This is a genomic window from Lentzea flaviverrucosa (assembly GCF_003350445.1).
Lineage (GTDB): Bacteria > Actinomycetota > Actinomycetes > Mycobacteriales > Pseudonocardiaceae > Lentzea > Lentzea californiensis.
Genome location: NZ_QQAU01000006.1, coordinates 117172 through 137870, shown reverse-complemented (window position 1 = coordinate 137870; position 20699 = coordinate 117172). Strand labels below are relative to the sequence as shown.

General features: G+C 68.1%; 23 protein-coding genes. 14 read left to right on the top strand and 9 right to left on the bottom strand.

Annotated features, from left to right (window positions below):
* The first annotated feature begins 2 nt into the window (after positions 1-2).
* From DFR72_RS20400 to DFR72_RS20375, 6 genes are all read left to right on the top strand, one after another.
* The gene (locus DFR72_RS20400) at positions 3-1268 is read left to right on the top strand and encodes a Gfo/Idh/MocA family protein (RefSeq protein ID WP_090067751.1); all 1266 of its coding nucleotides are present in this window, start codon (positions 3-5) and stop codon (positions 1266-1268) included.
* A gap of 183 nt (positions 1269-1451) precedes the next feature.
* Entirely contained in the window at positions 1452-2498 is a 1047-nt protein-coding gene (locus DFR72_RS20395; RefSeq protein ID WP_090067753.1) for a Gfo/Idh/MocA family protein, read from the top strand.
* A gap of 37 nt (positions 2499-2535) precedes the next feature.
* Positions 2536-3051, top strand: coding sequence for a hypothetical protein (locus DFR72_RS20390; protein ID WP_090067755.1), 516 nt, complete (start codon positions 2536-2538; stop codon positions 3049-3051).
* Between the two features lie 169 nt (positions 3052-3220).
* Positions 3221-3424 carry a cold-shock protein gene (locus DFR72_RS20385; RefSeq protein WP_030476842.1) on the top strand — a complete coding sequence of 68 codons (204 nt, stop codon included), beginning with the start codon at positions 3221-3223 and terminating at the stop codon, positions 3422-3424.
* A 107-nt stretch (positions 3425-3531) separates the two neighbouring features.
* Positions 3532-4104 (top strand): P-loop NTPase family protein, encoded by a 573-nt coding sequence (locus tag DFR72_RS20380; RefSeq protein WP_090067757.1) that lies wholly within the window; start codon positions 3532-3534, stop codon positions 4102-4104.
* Complete coding sequence (locus DFR72_RS20375) at positions 4101-4613, top strand: Rossmann-fold NAD(P)-binding domain-containing protein (protein ID WP_245983222.1); 513 nt, start codon at positions 4101-4103, stop codon at positions 4611-4613. Before DFR72_RS20380 ends, DFR72_RS20375 begins: the two co-directional genes overlap by 4 nt.
* A gap of 4 nt (positions 4614-4617) precedes the next feature.
* Here the strand turns inward: DFR72_RS20375 and DFR72_RS20370 are convergent, their stop codons facing one another.
* Positions 4618-5079, bottom strand: coding sequence for a hypothetical protein (locus tag DFR72_RS20370; protein ID WP_143086811.1), 462 nt, complete (start codon positions 5077-5079; stop codon positions 4618-4620).
* A gap of 117 nt (positions 5080-5196) precedes the next feature.
* On the opposite strand from DFR72_RS20370, the gene DFR72_RS20365 reads away from it, so the two are divergent.
* Positions 5197-5703 carry a hypothetical protein gene (locus tag DFR72_RS20365; RefSeq protein ID WP_090067761.1) on the top strand — a complete coding sequence of 169 codons (507 nt, stop codon included), beginning with the start codon at positions 5197-5199 and terminating at the stop codon, positions 5701-5703.
* On the opposite strand, the gene DFR72_RS20360 is transcribed toward DFR72_RS20365, so the two are convergent.
* From DFR72_RS20360 to DFR72_RS20340, 5 genes are all read right to left on the bottom strand, one after another.
* On the bottom strand, positions 5700-6275 hold the full coding sequence (locus DFR72_RS20360) for a TetR/AcrR family transcriptional regulator (RefSeq protein ID WP_170176332.1): 576 nt from the start codon (positions 6273-6275) through the stop codon (positions 5700-5702). The genes DFR72_RS20365 and DFR72_RS20360 overlap by 4 nt on opposite strands.
* Positions 6272-8188: a YhgE/Pip domain-containing protein gene (locus DFR72_RS20355; protein ID WP_090067764.1), complete on the bottom strand. Its 1917-nt coding sequence runs from the start codon at positions 8186-8188 to the stop codon at positions 6272-6274. Before DFR72_RS20355 ends, DFR72_RS20360 begins: the two co-directional genes overlap by 4 nt.
* On the bottom strand, positions 8185-8814 hold the full coding sequence (locus DFR72_RS20350) for an ATP-binding cassette domain-containing protein (RefSeq protein ID WP_090067766.1): 630 nt from the start codon (positions 8812-8814) through the stop codon (positions 8185-8187). The genes DFR72_RS20355 and DFR72_RS20350 overlap by 4 nt, the downstream gene beginning before the upstream one ends.
* A 77-nt stretch (positions 8815-8891) precedes the next feature.
* A complete protein-coding gene (locus DFR72_RS20345; RefSeq protein ID WP_090067767.1) occupies positions 8892-9812 on the bottom strand; it encodes a GNAT family N-acetyltransferase in 921 nt (306 codons plus the stop codon).
* Between the two features lie 11 nt (positions 9813-9823).
* Positions 9824-10657, bottom strand: a complete 834-nt coding sequence (locus DFR72_RS20340) for a class I SAM-dependent methyltransferase (RefSeq protein WP_090067769.1) — start codon at positions 10655-10657, stop codon at positions 9824-9826.
* A gap of 182 nt (positions 10658-10839) precedes the next feature.
* Here DFR72_RS20340 and rpsA point away from each other — a divergent pair, with 182 nt between their 5' ends.
* The 3 genes from rpsA (at position 10840) to coaE (ending at position 14678) form a co-directional block, all read left to right on the top strand.
* Positions 10840-12330 (top strand): 30S ribosomal protein S1, encoded by a 1491-nt coding sequence (gene rpsA, locus DFR72_RS20335; RefSeq protein ID WP_090067771.1) that lies wholly within the window; start codon positions 10840-10842, stop codon positions 12328-12330.
* Positions 12331-12877: 547 nt separating this feature from the next.
* Complete coding sequence (locus DFR72_RS20330) at positions 12878-13498, top strand: hypothetical protein (RefSeq protein WP_090067773.1); 621 nt, start codon at positions 12878-12880, stop codon at positions 13496-13498.
* 31 nt (positions 13499-13529) lie between these two features.
* A complete protein-coding gene (coaE, locus tag DFR72_RS20325; RefSeq protein WP_090067775.1) occupies positions 13530-14678 on the top strand; it encodes a dephospho-CoA kinase in 1149 nt (382 codons plus the stop codon).
* Here the strand turns inward: coaE and DFR72_RS20320 are convergent.
* Both DFR72_RS20320 and DFR72_RS20315 read right to left on the bottom strand, forming a co-directional pair.
* Positions 14654-15118 carry a ribonuclease FAU-1 family protein gene (locus DFR72_RS20320; protein ID WP_245983218.1) on the bottom strand — a complete coding sequence of 155 codons (465 nt, stop codon included), beginning with the start codon at positions 15116-15118 and terminating at the stop codon, positions 14654-14656. The genes coaE and DFR72_RS20320 overlap by 25 nt on opposite strands.
* Positions 15119-15260: 142 nt before the next feature.
* Positions 15261-15770 carry a ribonuclease FAU-1 family protein gene (locus DFR72_RS20315; protein WP_090068017.1) on the bottom strand — a complete coding sequence of 170 codons (510 nt, stop codon included), beginning with the start codon at positions 15768-15770 and terminating at the stop codon, positions 15261-15263.
* A 50-nt stretch (positions 15771-15820) separates the two neighbouring features.
* On the opposite strand from DFR72_RS20315, the gene DFR72_RS20310 reads away from it, so the two are divergent.
* From DFR72_RS20310 to DFR72_RS20295, 4 genes are all read left to right on the top strand, one after another.
* The gene (locus DFR72_RS20310) at positions 15821-16927 is read left to right on the top strand and encodes a DUF5685 family protein (protein WP_090067779.1); all 1107 of its coding nucleotides are present in this window, start codon (positions 15821-15823) and stop codon (positions 16925-16927) included.
* A gap of 65 nt (positions 16928-16992) precedes the next feature.
* Entirely contained in the window at positions 16993-19155 is a 2163-nt protein-coding gene (uvrB, locus tag DFR72_RS20305) for an excinuclease ABC subunit UvrB (protein ID WP_090067781.1), read from the top strand.
* 333 nt (positions 19156-19488) lie between these two features.
* The gene (locus tag DFR72_RS20300; protein ID WP_342768660.1) at positions 19489-19920 is read left to right on the top strand and encodes a MarR family winged helix-turn-helix transcriptional regulator; all 432 of its coding nucleotides are present in this window, start codon (positions 19489-19491) and stop codon (positions 19918-19920) included.
* Between the two features lie 7 nt (positions 19921-19927).
* On the top strand, positions 19928-20278 hold the full coding sequence (locus DFR72_RS20295; protein ID WP_090067783.1) for an MmcQ/YjbR family DNA-binding protein: 351 nt from the start codon (positions 19928-19930) through the stop codon (positions 20276-20278).
* Here DFR72_RS20295 and DFR72_RS20290 read toward each other — a convergent pair.
* Positions 20275-20655 (bottom strand): VOC family protein, encoded by a 381-nt coding sequence (locus DFR72_RS20290; protein WP_090067785.1) that lies wholly within the window; start codon positions 20653-20655, stop codon positions 20275-20277. The two genes, DFR72_RS20295 and DFR72_RS20290, sit on opposite strands and share 4 nt — an antisense overlap.
* Between the last annotated feature and the right edge of the window lie 44 nt (positions 20656-20699).

Below are 20699 nucleotides of genomic sequence, written 5' to 3'. Positions count from 1 at the left end.
GGATGACGCGCAGGCGGTACGCGGTGGTCGGGACCGGATCGAGGGCGGAGCGGCACGTCCACGCCATCGCGGTCGAACACGCGGACACCTGCGCACTCGTCGCGTTCGCCGACGTGAACCGGACCAGGATGACCGTCCACAACGACCGCCTCGCGGAACTCGGGATCGAGCCGGTCCCCACGTACGACGCGCAAGACTTCCTGAAGATGCTCGACGAGCAACGGGTCGACGTGGTGGTGGTGACCACCGTCGACCGTTTCCACGACACGTACATCATCGAGGCGCTGGACTCCGGTCGTGACGTCGTGACGGAGAAGCCGATGACGACGGACGTCCCGTCGGCCGGCAAGATCCTGGACGCGGTGCACCGCAACGAAGGCAGCCTCACGGTCACCTTCAACTACCGCTACAACCCGATCCACGAGAAGGTGCGCACGCTGCTCGCGGACGGCGCCGTCGGCGAGATCGGGTCCGTCCACTTCGAGTGGTTGCTGGACACCCGGCACGGCGCCGACTACTTCCGCCGCTGGCACCGCGACAAGGTCAACTCCGGCGGTCTCATGGTCCACAAGGCGACCCATCACTTCGACCTGCTCAACTGGTGGGTCGGCTCGGTGCCCGAGACCGTGTACGCGCACGGCCGGTTGTTCTTCTACGGCAACGAGAACGGTGAGCGTCACGGTTACACGCACGACGACAGGTTCGACATCGATCTGGAGCGCAACGCCTGGCTGAAGAAGCTCTACGTCGACGCACGGCACGAGGACGGCTATCGCCGCGACCAGAACCCGTTCGAGCCCGGTGTGTCCATTGAGGACGACATGTCGGTACTCGTGCGCTACGCCAGCGGTGCGAACCTGACCTACCACCTGACGGCCTACTCGCCGTGGGAGGGCTACCGGCTGATGGTCAACGGTAGCAGGGGCCGTCTCGAACTGGAGGTCGTCGAGAACTCCTGGGTGTCCGGCCAGGACCCGTCCGTGCACGGCGTCGCCGCGAACCCCGAGCAGGGGTGGGCGAAGCTCTCGGTGCACCGGCTGTTCGAGGAACGGGAGGACATCGCGCTGGAGTACGACCGGGACGGGCACGGCGGTGCCGACCAGCGCATGGTCGACGCGCTGTACGGGCCCGCAGGACAGGAGGACCCGCTCGGTCGCAAAGCGACGCACCACGACGGCGCGCTCTCCCTGCTGACCGGGTTCGCCGCCAACCGCAGCTTCGAGACCGGGCAGCCGGTCCGCGTCGCCGACGTCCTCGACCTCCGATAGCGGTCATCGTGCTCCCGGCGCCATTGCCCGTTCGGGTGGCTGTGTTGACGCTTCGGACGCCGTTGGTGCCGTGATGCTGTCGCAAACGAGTCTTGGTTGGCGCGGCGCATTGAAATTACCGGCACCTCGGCTGATGCTGGTGGCCGCGTTGGTGGCGGAGTCCGCCCGAGAAGGGTGAGAGCGATGCGTGTTGCGCTGGTCGGTGCTCGGGGACATGGGGCGCGGCACGTGGAGAACCTGGTCCGGCTCGGCCACGACGGGCTCGCCACGTTCGTCGGCGTGGTCGACGTGGCGGACGTCGACGTGCCGGTGCCGTCCTACCCGGATCTGCCGTCGCTCGCGGCCGAACTGCACCCCGAGGTCGTCGTGGTCTCCTCGCCGCCCTCGACGCACCGCGACCTCGTGCTGGCGGCGTTCGAACTGGGCTGCGACGTGCTCGTCGAGAAGCCGGCGGTGCTGTCGGTGACCGACTTCGACGAGATCTGCGCGGCGGCGCTGGACCGCGGCCTGGTGTGCCAGGTCGGCTTCCAGACGCAGGGCACGGGTTCGTACCGGCGGCTCTGCTCACTGATCGGCTCTGGCGCGCTGGGCGACATCACGGGCATCGGTGCCGCCGGGCGTTGGGTGCGCTCGGACTCCTACTACGAGCGCTCCGAGTGGGCCGGGCGGCAGGGCGAGGACGGCACGCTCGTCAACCCGTTCGCACACGCGCTGCAGAACGCGCTGCTGCTCGCCGATGTCGAGGAACGAGCCGACATCGCTGTCGAGTTGGAGCTGTACCGGTGCCGCGACACGATCAGTGCGGACGACACGGCCTGTGTCCGGGTCACGGCTGATGGCGCGCCGCCGGTCGTGGTCGCCACCACGCTCTGCGCGACGACATCGTTGCCACCGGTCGTCCTGGTGCACGGAACGCTCGGCCAGGTCGTCTGGTGGTACGACGACGACAGGCTGACGGTCAACGACCACCGCATGGCCGTGGCGCCGCCGGTCGACCTCCTGGAGAACCTCATCCGGCACCGGCAGACCGGCGAGCCCCTCGTCGCACCGCTGGCCGCCGCGCGGGCGTTCACGTCGATCGCCGAGCAGTGCGGCAAAGCCGACGTGCCGCTGCTGCCCGCCCGCCGCGTCGGTGAACGGGTGGTGCTCGACGGCATCGACGAGGTCGTCGTGCGGGCGGCCGAGAAGATCGCGACCTTCACCGAACTGGGCTGCGGATTCGGGCGGTAGTCTGCCGCGCAGTTCGCCGCGTTCGGGGAGAGTTGCGTTGGACACCTACATCGACCTGAAGGACGTCCGGGTCACCGGCTACGTCAGCATGGGCCTGATCGCGCTGGTCGTCGCCGAGTCGATCTGGGGCACGATCAACGACTGGCAGGGCGGCTCGTCCTCGTGGAGCTTCCTCGCCATCATGCTGCTCGTGCCCGCGGGCGTGGCGTGCATGGTGTGGTTCCGCGGTGTGACCCACAACGCCGAGGCGATCGCGTTGCACGGCGTGCGGACGGTCTCGCAGGTGTGGAAGGCGAGCGACCCGGAGCAGCGCGAGGTGCCGTTCGCCCAGCGCGCCGCGAGCCCGTTGATCAAGCCCTGGCAGTACGCGTTCCTCGCCATGGTGCTGGGCGACGTGTTCGAGTCGTTGCTGCTCGACACCCCTCTCTACGTGGTGTTCTCGACCCTGTCAACGCTGTGCGCCATAGGCGCGGGCGGTCTCGCCTGCTTCCTCGTCTTCCGCATCTCGATCATGCAGCAGCGGTTCGCGGTACCCCAGCGCAAACGCGGCTAGGTAGGGTATAGTTCTTCGTTGGTTGCAGTTTCGTGTTCGTGTCTTTCACGCTCGCCAAACTTCAGTTGCGAGTGCTTCTCCTTCTTCACGGTTGGGGCAAGGCTCATGACCAACCACGGAGCGGCTGCACAGTGCGGCGCGCTCTTCAGTAATCAAGGAGAAGCAGTACATGGCAAACGGCACCGTCAAGTGGTTCAACGCTGAAAAGGGCTTCGGCTTCATCGCCCCCGAGGACGGCGGCGCTGACGTCTTCGTCCACTACTCGGCCCTCAACGGCGGCGGCTACCGCAGCCTCGAGGAGAACCAGAAGGTCTCGTTCGACATCACGCAGGGCCAGAAGGGCCCGCAGGCGACGAACGTCACCGCTCTCTGACGTTGTTTCACCCCGAAGGGCCTCCGGAATCTTCCGGGGGCCCTTCGGGCTTTCCGGGCCCGCTCCGCGCCGTGTTGTGATCATTGGGTTTTCGCTAGCCTGGCCCGATGCCGTTGCTCGGACCAGCTGATCCGCTGCCGCACGTGCCCCGGCGCATCCTCGTCGCCGGCAACGCCGGATCCGGCAAGTCGACGCTCTGCCTGCGCATCGCCGAGCAGCACGAACTGCGGCGCGTCGAGCTGGACAGCCTCTACTGGGGTCCACAGTGGACACCGCGGCCGGAGTTCTTCGCGGAGGTCGCCGCGTTCGCGCAGGACGACCACTGGGTCACCGAGTACCAGTACAAGGCGGCGCGGCCAGTGTTGCTCGCCAGGGCGGACACGGTGGTGTGGCTCGACCACCGGTTCCCGGTCGTGATGGGACGACTGGTGAGTCGCACGATCAGACGTCGCGCGGCAGGGGTGGAGTTGTGGAACGGTAATCGGGAGTCGTCGCTGTGGTCGGCGTTCACCGACCCCGGGCACATCCTGCGGTGGGGCTGGAAGAGCTACCGGCGCAACCGGGTCAGGGTGCTCGCCCTGGTCGACGACGTGGTGGTCGTGCGGCTGCGCGGGCAGGCGCAGGTGGAGCGGTGGCTCTCGGGGCCGCTCGCCTCGGTCGGGGAGGAGCGTGCTCGGTGAGAACTGCGCTGGTGCTGGGCGGGACGGGCATGCTGGCCGGCTGCGCGGGACAACTCGTGGCACGCGGATGGCGGGTGGTGCTGCCGTCGCGCACGCAGCCGCTGATGGCCGACGACGGTCCCGGACGGGCGGCGCGGGCGTCGATCTCGCGCGGACACCGGCCGACGTGGGTGCGGGCCGACTGGGCGGAGCCCTCCAAGCTCGCGGAGGAGGTCGAGTACGAGCTCGACGGCCACCTGGTGAACCTGCTCGTGGCGTGGGTGCACGACAGCTATCGCGTGAGGGTCCTCAACGCCGTGCGGCACCTTCTCGCAGAGGGTGCGCCGGTAGTGGAGGTGCACACGTCCACGCCGGTGCCGGACCCTGTGCTCCCTCACCCGACACAGCAGGTGTTGCTCGGTCACTTCGCCCACGACGCCACGCTGCGCACGAACCGTGCGGTGCTGCAGGCCGTCGAACGAGGGTTGGAAGGACGAGCGCCCTCGCTGCACCACGAGGACGCCCGCTGAGGCCTTACCGGACCTCGGTCTTCACGACCTTCGCGCGGCCGATCTCCGCCTGCGCCTTCACGCCGACAGCCACGTCCACGAGCTGGCGGACGACCACGTCCTCGTTGCGGATGTCCGCGATCTTCTGCTTGGTCACCGTGACGAACTCGAACGCGCTGACCTCCGCCGCCTCGATCTCGGCGACCTCCTGGAAGTCCTTGCTGAAGTCCAGCACCACCTCCGCGCCGTCGAGGACCACCAACTGGTAGTCCGACGGCAGGTCGGAGGCGAAGCCCTTCTTGAACTCGCCGGCGACCTTGATGCCGTCGGCTGTCTCCTCGAGGTCGAGGACGCCGGCGACAGGGGTGAACAGCGCTTCCTGGAAGTCGGCGGTGGCCTTCGCCGGCTCGGGCTCGGCCAGCGCCGGCGAGGCCGTGAGGGCGATGGTCGCGAGCAGGGCGGTGGCGATGGTCAGCAGTTTCGGCATGTCTTCGTTCGTACCGGCGGGCATCGTGCCCTGCTCGGTCAAACGCGTCGCTCGATCGTGCATCGGAGTTGTACGGTCAGCGCCGACGTCGGGGGACGTGTCTTTTTGGGGGAGTCAATGAGCGCTCACATCGATCTGAAGGACGTCCGGATCACCGGGCACGTGACTCAGGGCCTGATCGTGCTGGTCGCCGTGGCGAGCGTGCTCGGCACGGCGGTCGACCTGAGCACGGGCGAGGTGAGGTGGGACGCGATCGCGTCATTGCTGTTGCTGCCGGCCGCGGTCGCGTTCGTGATCTGGGTCCGGCGCGCCTCGGTCAACGCCACGGCCATCGGGCTGCGCGACGCCAGGCAGATGGCGGACGTGTGGCGGGCGTCCGACGTGGCGCAGCACGACAGGCCGTTCGAGGAACGGGTGCCCAGCCCGTGGATCAAGCCCTGGCAGTACGCGTTCCTCGCGATGATGCTCGCGAACGCGGCCGAGGGGCTCGTCGACGAAGGGCCCGCCTACCGGGCGGCGGCGGTGCTGTCCGCGGTGCTCACCGTCGTGGCCGCCGCGCTGGCCGTCGTGGTGATCGCCCAGGTCTCCGCGCTGCAACGGCCGGAGCGGATCGCTCAGCTCTAACGCGCCGAGCGCATCCCCCGCACCAGCAGCATGACCGACTCGCGCACCTCCGCCCGTGACCGCTCCGGCTGGAACACCTGCCAGTCCAGCGCGATCACGAGCAACGTGCCGAACAGCGCCGCCGACGCGGTGCCGACCTCGACCCCTTCGGGCAGGCGGCCCGCGTCGGCCAGGCGCTTCATCTGACCGCGCACGATCGAGACGATGTCGTCGCGCAGCAACGAGAGAGTGCCGTGCCATTGGCCCGGCGTGCGCCACAGCTCCGAGACGAGGAGCTGGCCGAACGCCGGGTACTCGGCCCAGAAGCCGAGCATCTCGTCGACCAGCGCCTCCAGCGAGTCCTCCGAGCCCTCCGCGGACCGCAGCCGGCCCGCGAGGATCTCCACGCCGTGGTGCAGCAGCGCTTCGACCAGGGCGTCCTTCGAGGCGAAGTTGTAGTAGATCGTGCCCTTGGCGACGCCCGCCTCCGCGGCGATCTCGTCGACCGTCACCGAGGCCGCGCCCCGTTCTCCGACCAGCTTCAACGCCGCGTCGAAGAGCTTCTGCTTGGTCGCCGTCGTCCGCGCGCTCACAGCACGAGCTCCGGCTTCAGCTTGGACGCTGTCCACACGCGCTGCTTGTAGGCCGCCACGGACGTCAAGGCTAGGGCTCCGAGCAGCCAGGCGAGAAGGATCAGCGCGTCCTTTCCGACGCTGCCGAGGTCACCGCCGTACATCAGGTGGCGCAGGCCGTCGACCGCGTAGCCCATCGGCAGGCCGTAGTGCAGCGGGTACAGCGGCACCGGGATCGTCTGCCACGGGAACGTGCCACCCGCGCTGACCAGCTGGAGGATCAGCAGGATCAGGCCGAGGAACTTGCCGACGGCGCCGAACGCGGCGTTCAGCGCGTGCAGGATCGCCACGAACGTCAGTGACATCAGCGCGAGGAATCCGAACGTGCCGATGGGGTTCGACGGCTCGATGTCCACCACGAACCGCACGACCGTGAACATCACGAGCACCTGCACGATGCCGAGCAACGCACCCGGCAGCCAGCCGCCCAGCGCGACCCTGAGTGCTGACTGACCGGCGGCGAGCGCACGGCGTGAGAGCGGGCGCAGCAGCAGGAACAGCACGAACGCGCCGATCCACGTCGCCAGGCCCAGGAAGAACGGGGCGAGGCCTGCGCCGTACGTGGCGGCCTTCGTCTGGGACAGGCCGCGCACCGCCACCGGGTCGCCGATCGCCTGCGCGATGGCCGCCCTGGTCGGGTCGTCCTGGTTCGGGATCTTGTTCACGCCCCCGGTCAGGCCGTCACGCAGCTGCGCCGATCCGTCGGCGAGCTTCACGGCGCCGTCCTCGAGCTGCGGCGTGCCGGTGGCCGCCGTCCGCAGGCCGTCGCGGAGCTGGGCGTTGCCTTCGGCGAGCTTCGTGGCGCCGTCGTCCAGCCTGGCGACGCCGGCGACCAGGCCGGGCATCTTGGACGAGAGCTGCTCGGCGCCGTCGGCCACCTGGTCCGCGCCGGTCGCGAGCTTGCGGAGATCACCAGCGGCGCCCTGCACCTTGCCGTTGGCGTCGTCGACCGGCTTGCGGACCTGGCCGATCGTGGCCATCACGTTCTGCACCTGTTCCTCGGTGAAACCCAAGGTGCGCAAGCGGTTCGCGATGTCGCCGTTCGCCTGGTCGAGCACGCCGACGAGCGCCTGGGCCTTCTTCGCGTACTCCTCGGCCTGGGTCGCGGCGGTCTCGTTGCCGGTGGCGACCTGGCGTGCGCCGTCGGCGATCTTCTTGGCGCCGTCGGGCAGTGGTGCGGTCTGCGAGCGGAGCTCGTGCGTGCCGTCACGGAGCTGCGCGGCGCCGTTGGCCGCCGTCACCGCGCCCGTGGAGAGTTGCTGGACGCCGCTGTCGAGCTCGCCGAGCTTGTCGCGCAGGGTCGCGCTGCCGTTCGCGAGCTGCGTGGCGCCGTCGACGGCCTTGGTGGTCTCCTGGCGGATCGTCGAGAAGCCGAGCAGCAGCTTGTCGGCGGCTTCGGTGGAGACCTTCGCCGTGACGGCCCTGCGCACCTCGCTGACGACCTGGTTCGCGATCGTGCTGCCCAGGTAGTTGTTGGCGTCGTTGGTCGTCAGGGTCAGCACGCCCTGGCGCGGCTTGTTCTGCTCGGCGGAGGTGAGCGCCTCGGAGAAGTCCTCCGGCAGCGTGAGGGCGAAGATGTACTCGCCCTTGCGGACGCCCTCGTCGGCGTCGTCGACGACCTTCCAGTTGAACTTCTTGCCGTTGAGCAGCTCGTCCGCGACGTCCTTGCCCGCGTTGAGGTCCTTGGCGCCCTTGTCCTTCACGACCAGTGCGGCGGGCACGTGGTTGAGGTTCGCGTACGGGTCCTTGTTGGCGTACAGGTAGAGCGACGCGTACAGCAGAGGCACGAGCGCCAGAGCCAGGACGGCGAGTTTGGGGAGCTTGCCGGAGGTGATCCGGCGGAGCTCGTTGAAGGCCATGCGAAGGGCGCTCATGCGGTGATCTCCATCTTGGTGTCGTTGTCCTCACCAAGGCGCGCGTGCGGGATGTCGAGGATGTGAGCGGAGGAGTTCGAGCACAGGACGACGACGGACCGTTCGGGGGTCACGTGGTCGTGGGCCAGGGCGAACCACTCGCGCGGGTCGGGGTGGTAGCGGTCGGGGCAGTCGAGGACGAGAGCCGTCACGCCGGGGCGTGACGCGGCCAGTTCGAGCAGCACCGCGCACCGCGTCCGCGCCGGGACGTGCTCGAAGCGCTTGTCCGCGTGCTCATCGGCGGCGTGCTCCACCAACCAGTCGTGCACCGCCTTCTTGCCGGACGGCATGCCGTTCATCGCGAGCTCCTCGCCGACGACGGCGGACAGGCTCAGCGCTTCCTCCGGCTCGTTCACCTCGGGGGCGTCGACCAGGACGACGCGCTTGCGCAGCGTCTTCGCGTCCGGGGACACGGTGCCCGTCGAGGGCTTCATGCGACCGGAGAGCAGCAGGCCGAACGCCGTGTGACCGGTGCCGGGCTCGCCCGCGACCAGCGTGAGCTCGCCGGGCTTCACGGTCAGCGAAGTCGGCCGGAGCAGGGGACCATGGCCCCCGTTGACGCCTGCGCGACTTGCGTGGATCTCCACGGCTTTACCCTCCGTTAAACTGACCGGTCAGTACAAATTCTCCCGCAGACCTCGGCACCCTGCAACTCGGACATAGGTCACCTAAGGGCTGACGCGGGGCGTACTTCCCAGACGGTCCACAGCGGCCGGTAGCCCTGACGGGGCCAGAACACGCTGCTCAGCGGGTTCGGCGGGTTGTAGTAGAGGTACGTGCCGACCGTGCCCATCCGGTGGAGCTCCTGGTGGGCGTAGGCGAGGAGCTGCTGGCCGATGCCGGCGCCGCGGGCGCCCGGCAGCACCGAGACGCAGTTCACGTAGCCCCAGCGGCCGCGGGGGAGTCTCGCCGCCGCGGCCGTGCCGGGCTCGGACGACACGATCGCGCACTCGGCGAGCGCCACCGCGATGCCGTCGCGTTCGGCGAGCCAGATGGGGCTCGCGTTCTTGAGGCGCTCGACCAGCGCCTGGCATTTCACATGGGCCGCGTTCGGGCGCACGATCGTCGAGCCGACGTAGGAGGAGTACTCCAGTTCGGCGAGCGACAGCTCCAGCACCGTCTCCAGGTCGTGCGGGGTCGCACGGCGGATCGTGAGCGTGCGGGAGATGTGCTGTGCCGGAGTCCTCAGGCGCACGGCGAGCACCGACAGCGGCACCAGCCCGTGGTCGAGGAACGCACGTGCGGCTTTGGTGTCGCGGCTCGGCCAGTGCACGACGCACGCCGTGTCGTCGTGCACCTCCTGCGTGTCGAGGTGCCGGCGGAAGCGGGTGAGCAGCGCGTCCATGCCCTGCGACTCGCCGACGAGCGGCAGCATCTCCCACACCTCGGCCGCCGACCACAGGCGCGTGGTCGTGTGGGGCTCGAAGCTCTGGTGGCTGATGATCCCGGCCACGCGCGTGCCGTCCGCCAGCGCCGCCGTGATGACGTGGCCGTCCGTGGGCGGTTCGGTGGCGGGCGGGAGCAACGGGTCCAGCGAGGCGAAACGCGCTGACTGGGCCGCCACTAGTCCGCGTGCCGAGGTCATGGCACGTGAGGTTACGACGTCAGGCGGGTCCGGAAGATCGCGGTGCCGGGGAAGAGCTTGCCGCGCAGCGGGCTCCACTGGCCCCAGTTGCGGGTGTGGCCCTTCGGCCACTCCGGCTCGACCAGGTCCTCGAGCACGAAACCCGTGTTCGTGAGCGCGCGGACGTAGTCGCCGAGCGTGCGGTGGTGCTCGACGTAGGTCGCCTTGCCCTCCTCGTCCACCTCTACATAAGGCGTGCGGTCGAAGTACGACTGCGTGACGGTGAGACCCAGCGGGCCGGGGTCGTCGGGGAAGATCCACCTCATCGGGTGGTTGACCGCGAACACCCAGGGCGCGCCGGGCCTGAGCACGCGGGCGACCTCGCTGAAGACCTCCTGGACGTCCGCCACGAACGGCACGGCGCCGAACGCGCTGCAGGCGGCGTCGAAGGAGCCGTCGCGGAACGGCAGCTGGTCCGCGCTGGCCTGGACGAGCGGCACGTCGATGCCGGTCTCGGCGTTGTTCCTGCGGGCGTGCCGGAGCATGCCCGCGGAGATGTCGAAGGCGGTGACGTCGGCCTTGTTGTCCTTGAGCCAGCGGGCGCACATCGCACTGCCGCAGCCCACCTCCAGGATGCGCTGACCAGCGATCTCACCCAGGAACCGGGCGTCGGACTCGCGCAGGCCCTCCGGGCACCACACGAAGTCGGCCGCGCCGAGGAACTCGCCGTGCGTCTCGTGGTAGTCGTCGGCGTCCGCGTCCCACCAGATCTGGTTCGCCACGCGTGACTCCGCGGCGTCCGCCCCGCGCTTGACGATGCCGGCGGTGCCGAGCGCTTGCTCCGCGCTCGCGTGCTGGTTGGACACACTGCTCCTTCACATGGGGGCTGGTTTGCTTGCGCGTCTCGCAGCCGCGTACGATATCGCGTGCGTAGTGGGTTAGCGCTGCCCATGATCCAGAAGTGCCGGTGTTCAAGGTCTCTGAGTCGCTGCGCGCGCACCACTTACCCAGCCAATCAATGCCAATCCGTACCGGAGCCACCTACCTAATGTCCACCGACACCACCACCGCCCCCGTTGCCGCTGCTCCCAAGCAGGTCGCGATCAACGACATCGGGACGGAGGAGGACTTCCTCGCAGCTATCGACTTGACGATCAAGTACTTCAACGATGGCGACATCGTTGAGGGCACCATCGTCAAGGTCGACCGGGACGAGGTCCTGCTCGACATCGGCTACAAGACCGAGGGCGTCATCCCCTCGCGTGAACTGTCGATCAAGCACGACGTCGACCCCAACGAGGTCGTCAAGGTCGGTGACGAGGTCGAGGCGCTTGTTCTCCAGAAGGAGGACAAGGAAGGCCGTCTGATCCTCTCCAAGAAGCGCGCCCAGTACGAGCGCGCGTGGGGCACCATCGAAGCCCTCAAGGAGAAGGACGAGCCCGTCAAGGGCACGGTCATCGAGGTCGTCAAGGGTGGTCTCATCCTCGACATCGGCCTCCGCGGCTTCCTCCCCGCCTCGCTCGTCGAGATGCGTCGCGTCCGCGACCTCCAGCCGTACGTCGGCCGTGAGCTCGAGGCGAAGATCATCGAGCTGGACAAGAACCGCAACAACGTGGTCCTGTCCCGCCGTGCGTGGCTGGAGCAGACCCAGTCCGAGGTCCGCAGCGAGTTCCTCAACCAGCTGCAGAAGGGCCAGGTCCGCAAGGGCGTCGTGTCCTCGATCGTCAACTTCGGTGCCTTCGTGGACCTGGGTGGCGTCGACGGTCTCGTCCACGTGTCGGAGCTGTCCTGGAAGCACATCGACCACCCGTCCGAGGTTGTCGAGGTCGGCCAGGAAGTCACCGTCGAGGTCCTCGACGTCGACATGGAGCGCGAGCGCGTGTCGCTGTCGCTCAAGGCGACGCAGGAAGACCCGTGGCGCCAGTTCGCCCGCACCCACGCGATCGGTCAGATCGTGCCGGGCAAGGTCACCAAGCTGGTTCCGTTCGGTGCGTTCGTCCGCGTGGACGAGGGCATCGAGGGCCTGGTCCACATCTCCGAGCTGGCCGAGCGCCACGTGGAGATCCCGGAGCAGGTCGTCCAGGTCGGCGACGACGTCATGGTCAAGGTCATCGACATCGACCTCGACCGTCGCCGCATCTCGCTGTCGCTCAAGCAGGCCAACGAGGGCTTCACGGTCGACACCGAGTTCGACCCGACCCAGTACGGCATGGCCGCCGAGTACGACGACCAGGGCAACTACATCTACCCCGAAGGCTTCGACCCGGAGTCGCAGGAGTGGGGCGAGGGCTTCGACAAGCAGCGTGAGGAGTGGGAGCGCCAGTACGCCGAGGCGCACACTCGTTACGAGGCCCACATGAAGCAGATCAAGAAGGCCGCCGAGGCCGAGGAAGAGGCTTCGGCCGAGGGTGCGGGCAACTACACCTCCGGTGGCGACGCTCCTTCCACGTCCGTGGGCGCGCCGGCTCAGTCCGGTGGCACGCTCGCCTCCGACGAGCAGCTCGCGGCTCTCCGCGAGAAGCTGTCGGGCGGCATGTGAGTCGCTAGTTAGACCTTCGAAGGCCCCTGCACCCTTTGGGTGTGGGGGCCTTCGTTGTTTGGGGGCGTGGGCGGGTGGTCGGCTTTGCGGGCGGCGACCGTGCGGGTGGTCACCGTGCGGGTGGTCACCTTGCGGGCGGCGACCTGTCGGTTGCGTGCTTCCCCCTGGGGGCTCTGCCCCCAGACTCCCGGCAATCTGATCGGGGGGCCACCTGTGGGTTGATGGCACGCCTGTTGCGTTGGGCGGCTGCCTGTTGCTTAGAGGGTGCGTTGGCGGTGGGGTCCCGTCACGAGTCGCACCAAGAGCGGGCCACATGAGAGAAGGGGTGTCAAGCGGACGAAAAGCGTGTCCGCTTGACACCCCTTCTCTCATGTGGCAAGAGCTATGGCGCGACTCGTGACGGGACCCACCGCCAGGCCCGTTCGGTGAAGACGGCTCGCCTTCGGCTTCGCTTGGGGAAGGGCTCTCGTCTTGGCTTAACGCGATCAGGTGCTTGCTGTTCACTCTGTGGTGGGGGCCCAACCTTGTTGTGTAGGTTGGCAAACCTATGCGTGGGAACAAGTTCGTCGTGGCGCTGGGTGTCGGTGTGCTGCTGGTTGTCAGCACCGCCTGTTCTGCTGCCGTGCCGCAGACTCAGGCGCCGCCGCCTCAGATTCCTCGGATCACGCCGTCCACCACGCCGTCTCGGGTGCCGGTGATGGTGGACCGGGCGTTGCCCGATGACTGTGAGCTCGTGGTGCCCGTTGAGGTCATGAACACGACGCTCGGGCAGGAGCTTCCCGGGGAGCCTCGGATCATCGTCGGCATCAAGGAGCCGGGGATCGGACGGACCGGGAAGATCGATTGCTACTACGGGATTCCCGACAAGAAGGGGCTGACGGACGCCAAGATCGTCATCGGGTTGTCGTCCTACACCGACGACCTGACCGCTCGTACTCGTGTCTCCGAGAGTGTCGAGGCCGAGCGGGCTGATGGTGCGAAGATCACCGAGGTCGACGTCGGCAAGCAGAAGGGGACGTTGGTCGAGGGCAAGGACGAGCAGTTGCTCATCGGGTCGCTGGGGAAGTCGACGTTCGTGGTGCGCAACCGGAACAACTTCATCCCCAAGGAGAAGCTCATCGCGATCCTGCCGGTGCTGGCCGCGCAGTCGATGACGCCGCCGGTCTAGCGGTCCTGGTGGCCCGGCTAACCTGACCGGCATGCTCAGGGTGGGGTTGACCGGGGGAATCGGGTCCGGCAAGTCGACGATCGCGCGGCTGCTGGCGGAGAACGGCGCCGTCGTCATCGACGCGGACAAGCTCGCGCGTGAGGTTCTCGAGCCGGGGAGTGACGGGCTCAAGGAGGTCGTCGCGGCGTTCGGCGAGGACGTGCTGAACGCGGACGGGACGCTCGACCGGGCGGCGCTGGCGGCCAAGGCGTTCGCCACCGAGGAGGCTCGGCAGACGCTCAACGGGATCACGCACCCGCGGATCGGTGCGCTCACCGGGCAGCGGATGTCAGAGGCCGCCGAGGACGCCGTCGTGGTGCACGACATCCCGTTGCTGGTGGAGCGGGACATGGCGGCCGTGTACCACCTGGTGATCGTCGTCTTCGCGGACTCGGACACGCGGCTGGAGCGGCTCGTCACGAGTCGCGGGATGGATCGGCGGGACGCCGAGAACCGGATCGCCGCGCAGGCCACCGACGAGCAGCGCCGGGCCGTCGCGGACGTGTGGCTGGACAACAGCGGCGAGGTTCCGGACATCACGGCGTTGTGGGACCGGCTGGTGGGCTTCGAGAAGAACGTGCGCTCTGGCACGTACGCGTCCGGGTCGCCGATCGTCGTGCCCTATGACGAGAGGTGGCCGGTGCAGGCGCGGCGGATCGCGCGCCGGATCAGCCTGGCGGCCGGTGGGCGGCACGTCGAGCACATCGGGTCTACGGCGGTGCCGGGGCTCGCGGCCAAGGACGTGCTGGACTTCCAGCTCGCCGTCGAGGACATGGAGACCGCCGACGAGCTGCGCGAAGTGCTGGCTCAGGCTGGTTTCCCGTACGTGGGGCCGTACGTGGACACGCCGCGTGGCGAGGGTGACTGGAGCAAGCGGTTGCACGCCGGGGCTGACCCCGGACGGCGCGTGAACCTGCACCTGCGTGTCGAAGGTGCGCCGAACTGGCGGTGGGCGGTCGACTTCCGCGACTGGCTGCGGCACGACGCGCGGGCGCGTGAGGAGTACGCGGATCTCAAGCTCGAGCTGTCACAGCGGTTCGCGGGCGACGCCGGCGCCTTCGCCTACGGTGAGGCGAAGGAACCCTGGATGGAGGCGGCCGTGGAGCGCGTCGAGGCCTACAGGGGCGGCCAGGAGTCGTAGATGCCGTGCCACGTCAGCCACGACGTCAGGTTGTGGTTGACGTTGCTGAGCTCTTCGAGGGTGCGGTGGACCGTGCGCAGCGCCTGGTCGGCATCGCCCGGTCGCAGCACTCGGCCCGCGACCGCGGCGGCGAAGTCCTCGCTGCGCACGATGCGGGCCGTGGTGCCGCCGGGGACGGCCAGGCCGAGCAGCAGGTCCGTGGTCTGCCAGTGGCGGTGGTCGCGCTCGACCCGCACCGCGGACAGCACGCTCGGGCTGCTGCGCGCATGCCGTGAACGAGGGCGGTAAGTGGTCAGGCGCAGACCCAGTTCGGGCATCAGCCAGGTGACCTCGGAGTCCGAGAACGGGTCCTCCGGAGTGGGGTGCTCGATTCGCAGACCCCACCGTTCGGGATAACACGAACTGAGAGTTCGCGAGCCACCCGAAGAATACGAGCGCACGCCCGAAATGGTGTCGACGACATCGACCAACTGAGGTGTAGTGACCGCTCCCACGCCGCCGAGCGTAGTCAAATATGTGCTCCCAGTTACACGCCGGGTCGATTTGTTACGTCACGGTCAGGTGACGAACACGCTCTGTGTATCAACGCCAGGTCGTAGGACAACCCGAATAGGTGAGCCACCTGACCACATCGTGACCGTGCGCTGAAATGCCGGACACCGCCGAGTAGGTGGTTTCCAGTGCCCATTGCGCGCGTTGCGCGGAGAGCAGGTTGTGCTGAACTGCGGAGATCAACTCGTCCGTGTCCAAAACAGTCACGCTGTGGCCCGTTCGGACTATCAGGTCGAGGTACAGATCGGTTGTTTTCCAGACACTGCCGATCGCGTTGATCTCGACGACGTCCACGTAGAAGTCGAAGTCGAGCTGGTGACCGGGGTGCCAAGACTGGCGCGTCACGCGGATGTTGAGCTTCGGCAGGAACCAGCTCTCGAAGTGGCTGATCTTCGGATGTCCCGCGAGCGGCCGGAACATGTAGAGGCCGGTCGGTGTGAGGCGGAACTCGTCGACCCTCCTCAGCTGCCCCTTGGGGTCGGTGTTGCTCTTGGCGTCCAGGTCGAAGTACTCGATCTTCGGCGGATGGATGTGTGCCACGTCCGCGATACTGCCATCGTCGGGCGCCGCGGCCACTTAGGATGCCGCGCATGTTCGGGATCATCCGCCCCTGTCGCAACAGAATGGGCGCTGAGCTGCGGTCCGCGTGGCTGTCACACCTTTGTGGAATGTGCCTGTCGTTGCGCGACGAGCACGGTCATCTCTCGCGCCTCGTCACCAACTACGACGGGCTGATGATCTCGGCCGCGGTCGAGGCGCAGTCCGGGGTCTCGCGGCGGACCGCCGGACCGTGTGCGTTGCGCGGCATGAAGTCCGCGGACGTGGCCATCGGCGACGGTGCGCGGCTGGCCGCCTCGGTGTCGCTCGTGCTCGCGTCGTTGAAGATCCAGGACCACGTGGACGACGGCGACGGCCTCGCGGGCCGGCTCGGGTGGGCTGGCCGCGCGGTGGCGCAGCGCTGGGCCTCCAAGGGTCTCGGAACGGCGTCCGACCTCGGGTTCGACGCTTCGGTGATGGTGGACGCGGTGCGGCGCCAGCCCGAGGTGGAGGCCGGGGCGGGGCTCGGCAGCTCCGTGCTCGTGGTCACCGAGCCCACGGAGACCGCGACCGCGTTCGCGGTCGGGCAGACCGCGATCATCGCCGGCAGGCCCGGGAACGTGGAGCCGTTGCGCGAGGTGGGGCGGCTGTTCGGGCGGGTGGCGCACCTGATCGACGCCGTGGAGGACCTGGAGGAGGACCGCGCGTCCGGCGCGTGGAACCCGCTGCTCGCCACCGGGACGCCCGTCGAGGAGGCGCACCGGCTGTGCCTGGACGCGGTCGCGGGGATCAGGCTGGCGCTCGGTGACGTGGAGTTCACCGACGCGCGGCTCGTGCACAAGCTGCTGGTGCACGAGCTGGAGGAGTCGATCATCCGGGTGTTCGGCAAGCGCAAGAGGCACGACTACCCGCCGGGCAAGCCTCGCTGGTCGGATCCCGGCAGCGGGTTGTGGTCGTACCCCAGGCTCAACTGGCAGAGGCAGCCGCGCGGGTGCTTCGAGGGCTGCGGGGCGTTCCTCTACATGTGCGGGACCTGCCAGTTCTGCTGCCGCGACCCGTTCCCCGGGCCGTGGAGCGACAAGCGGCGCGACGGCTGCGACCCCGGTCCCGACTGCGGGCCGAACTGTGACTGCGACTGCAACTGCTGCCCCTGCGACTGAGGTCTTCGAGGGGTCTGACCTGGCACAATCGGAAATTGTCAGACCCTCGGCGTAACGTGCTTCCCGTGGCTTTCGCAACCGAGCTCCCGCCAGAGGAAAGCACCGTCAAGGCGCACTCCGAGCACCGTCCCGTCGGCGACATCGAACGCACCGACGGGCAGTTCCGCGTGGTCAGCGACTACCAGCCGGCGGGCGACCAGCCGGCGGCCATCGCCGACCTGGAACGGCGCGTGCGCTCCGGCGAGCGCGACGTCGTGCTGCTCGGTGCCACGGGTACCGGCAAGTCGGCGACCACGGCGTGGCTGGTCGAGAAGCTGCAGCGCCCGACGCTGGTGATGGCGCCGAACAAGACCCTGGCCGCCCAGCTGGCGAACGAGCTGAAGGAGCTCTTCCCGCACAACGCGGTGGAGTACTTCGTCAGCTACTACGACTACTACCAGCCCGAGGCGTACATCCCGCAGACGGACACGTACATCGAGAAGGACTCCTCGATCAACGACGACGTCGAGCGCCTGCGCCACTCGGCCACGATGTCGCTGCTGACCCGGCGCGACGTCATCGTGGTCGCGTCCGTGTCGTGCATCTACGGCCTGGGCACGCCCCAGTCGTACCTCGACCGCTCGATCCCGCTGGAGACCGGTGTGGAGGTCGACCGCGACGCGTTCCTGCGCCTGCTGGTCGACGTCCAGTACACCCGCAACGACATGTCGTTCACCCGCGGCTCGTTCCGCGTGCGCGGCGACACGGTCGAGATCATCCCGTCCTACGAGGAGCTCGCCATCCGCGTCGAGTTCTTCGGCGACGAGATCGACAAGCTCTTCTACCTCCACCCCCTCACCGGCGACGTGGTGAAGGAGGTCTCCGAGCTCCGGATCTTCCCCGCGACGCACTACGTGGCGGGCCCGGAGCGCATGGAGCGCGCGATCCGCGACATCGAGGCGGAGCTGGAGACGACGCTCGCGCAGATGGAGCGCCAGGGCAAGCTGCTCGAGGCCCAGCGCCTGCGCATGCGCACCCAGTACGACCTGGAGATGATGAAGCAGGTCGGCTTCTGCAACGGCATCGAGAACTACTCGCGCCACATCGACGGCCGTGGCGCCGGCACGGCACCGGCGACGCTGATCGACTACTTCCCCGACGACTTCCTGATGGTCATCGACGAGTCGCACGTGACGGTGCCGCAGATCGGCGGCATGTACGAAGGCGACGCCTCCCGCAAGCGCAACCTCGTGGAGCACGGCTTCCGGCTGCCCTCCGCGATGGACAACCGCCCGCTGACGTGGGAGGAGTTCGCCGACCGCATCGGCCAGGTCGTGTACCTGTCGGCCACCCCGGGCCCGTACGAGATGGGCCAGGCCGGCGGCGAGTTCGTCGAGCAGGTCATCCGCCCCACCGGTCTCATCGACCCCGAGGTCGTCGTGAAGCCGACCGAGGGCCAGATCGACGACCTGGTGCACTCGATCCGCGAAAGGGCAGAGCGCGACGAGCGCGTGCTGGTCACCACGCTGACCAAGAAGATGGCCGAGGACCTGACGGACTACCTGCTGGAGCTGGGCATCCGGGTCCGGTACCTGCACTCCGAGGTCGACACCCTGCGCCGCGTGGAGCTGCTGCGCCAGCTCCGTCTCGGCGACTACGACGTGCTGATCGGCATCAACCTGCTGCGAGAGGGCCTCGACCTCCCCGAGGTGTCGCTGGTGGCGATCCTGGACGCCGACAAGGAGGGCTTCCTGCGGTCGGGGACCTCCTTGGTGCAGACGATCGGCCGTGCCGCCCGCAACGTGTCCGGTGAGGTCCACATGTACGCGGACCGGATCACCGACTCGATGCGGCACGCGATCGAGGAGACCAACCGGCGGCGTGAGAAGCAGGTCGCGTACAACCTCGAGCGGGGGATCGACCCGCAGCCGTTGCGGAAGAAGATCACCGACATCCTGGAGGCCGTGTACTCCGAGATCGAGGACGAGGTCCCGGTCGGCGGGTCCGGGCGGAACCAGTCCCGGGGCAAGCGGGCCGCCGGGGAGAGCGGCCGGTCTTCCGGGGTGGTGGCTTCGGCTGAGCGAGCTGGGATGGCTCGGTCCGAGTTGGCTGATCTGGTGCAGTCGCTGACCGATCAGATGATGAACGCTGCCCGGGATCTGCAGTTCGAGTTGGCCGGCCGGTTGCGGGACGAGATTCAGGATCTGAAGAAGGAGCTGCGGGGGATGGACGCGGCCGGGGTCAAGTGATCCTGGGCGCACGGGTTTCGTAAGTCCGTTCCCCTGGCTCGCTGGCGGCTGCCTGTCTCGTGCGCAGGCGGTCGCCTTGCGGTTGCGTGCGTTGCCTGAGGGCTCTGCCCTCAGGCTCCCGACACTCCGCGAGGATCGACTGCTCGCTTTCACTTCGAGCGTGCTCTGGCCTGTCCACTGTGGAGACGTGTTGCGTGCGGTGGGTTAGATCGCTGTGTGCGGTGCGTAGTCCTGTGCGCTTGTAACGATTCGCGCCTCGCACGTAAATCGCCCTCTGGGGTGAGATGTTCGCGGACTGCTTTCGTCAGGGCCGTGGGCGGCCATGATCTCGGGGTGGATGTGGACTCCCACCTTGCCGCGGTGGAGCAGGCGCTGATCGCTGTGCGGCGTAGTCAGTCTCGTCGGGCCTTGGCCGAGTTGGCTGTGCCTGCGTTCGACGTACTAGATGTTGTGGAGACCGCTGAACGGACTGGGGCCCAGGCCACGGTTTCCAGTGTTGCCTTGGCTTTGCACGTCGATCAGCCTCGTGCCAGCAAGCTCGTGACCAGTGCTGTCGAGGCCGGGTTGGTGGCGAGGATCGCGGACAAGGCCGACGGGCGGCGGGTGTTGCTCGTGCGGACGCCTCGGGGGCGGGCCACGTCCGCTGAGCTGCATCGGGCCCGGCAAAGTGCCTGTGCTGTCGCCATGGCGGACTGGAGTGAGGAGGAGCGGGTGCTCTTCGCCCGGTTGCTCACTCGTTTCGTTGCCGTGTTCGGCGCGCGATAATCCTGTTGTGACACTGGATGAGTTGATCGTCTACTGCGCCGGCAAGCCTGGCGCCGAGGAGACGTATCCGTGGGGCGAGACCGAACTGGTGTGCAAGGTCGGTGGGAAGGCGTTCGCCTTCATCGGGCTTGACGTGCACACCGTCGGGTTGAAGTGCGGTGCCGACGCCGAGGCCGCCTCGGTGTGGCGAGAGCGCTTTCCCGGTGACGTCACGGTGAGCGGGTACGTCGGGCGGTACGGCTGGAACACCATCGCGCTCAAGGGGTCTGTGCCCGACGACGACCTGCTGGAGCTGGTCGACGGCTCCTACGAGGCCGTCGTCGCTCGGTTGCCCAAGGGGAGGCGGCCCGCTGTCTAGCGTTCTTCCGGCTGGATGATGCCGAAGATGTTGTTCTCGGTGTCCTTGTAGTACGCGAGCAGGCCCACGCCGGGCATCTCGTCCTTGGGCAGGGCCACGGTGCCGCCGTTGACCTCGATCGCGGCGATGGCCACGTCGATGTCGGCCACGCTGATCGTCATGACGTAGCCGTGGACCGGTGCGTCCGGGGCCGGGTCCGGGCCTCGGCGGGGGAGCAGGCCGCCGTTCACGCCGGGTTGGTCGTCGTCGCCGGTCACGATGGTCCAGTAGGGGATGTCGCCCCACTGTTCGATCTTCCAGCCGAAGACGGAGGAGTAGAAGTTCCGCGCTCGCTCGGGATCTGCGGCGTGGATCTCGAAGTGCACAGGACGTGACATGGGAGGGCACGCTACTCCGGACAGTGGTTGTCCGCATTGGTCTC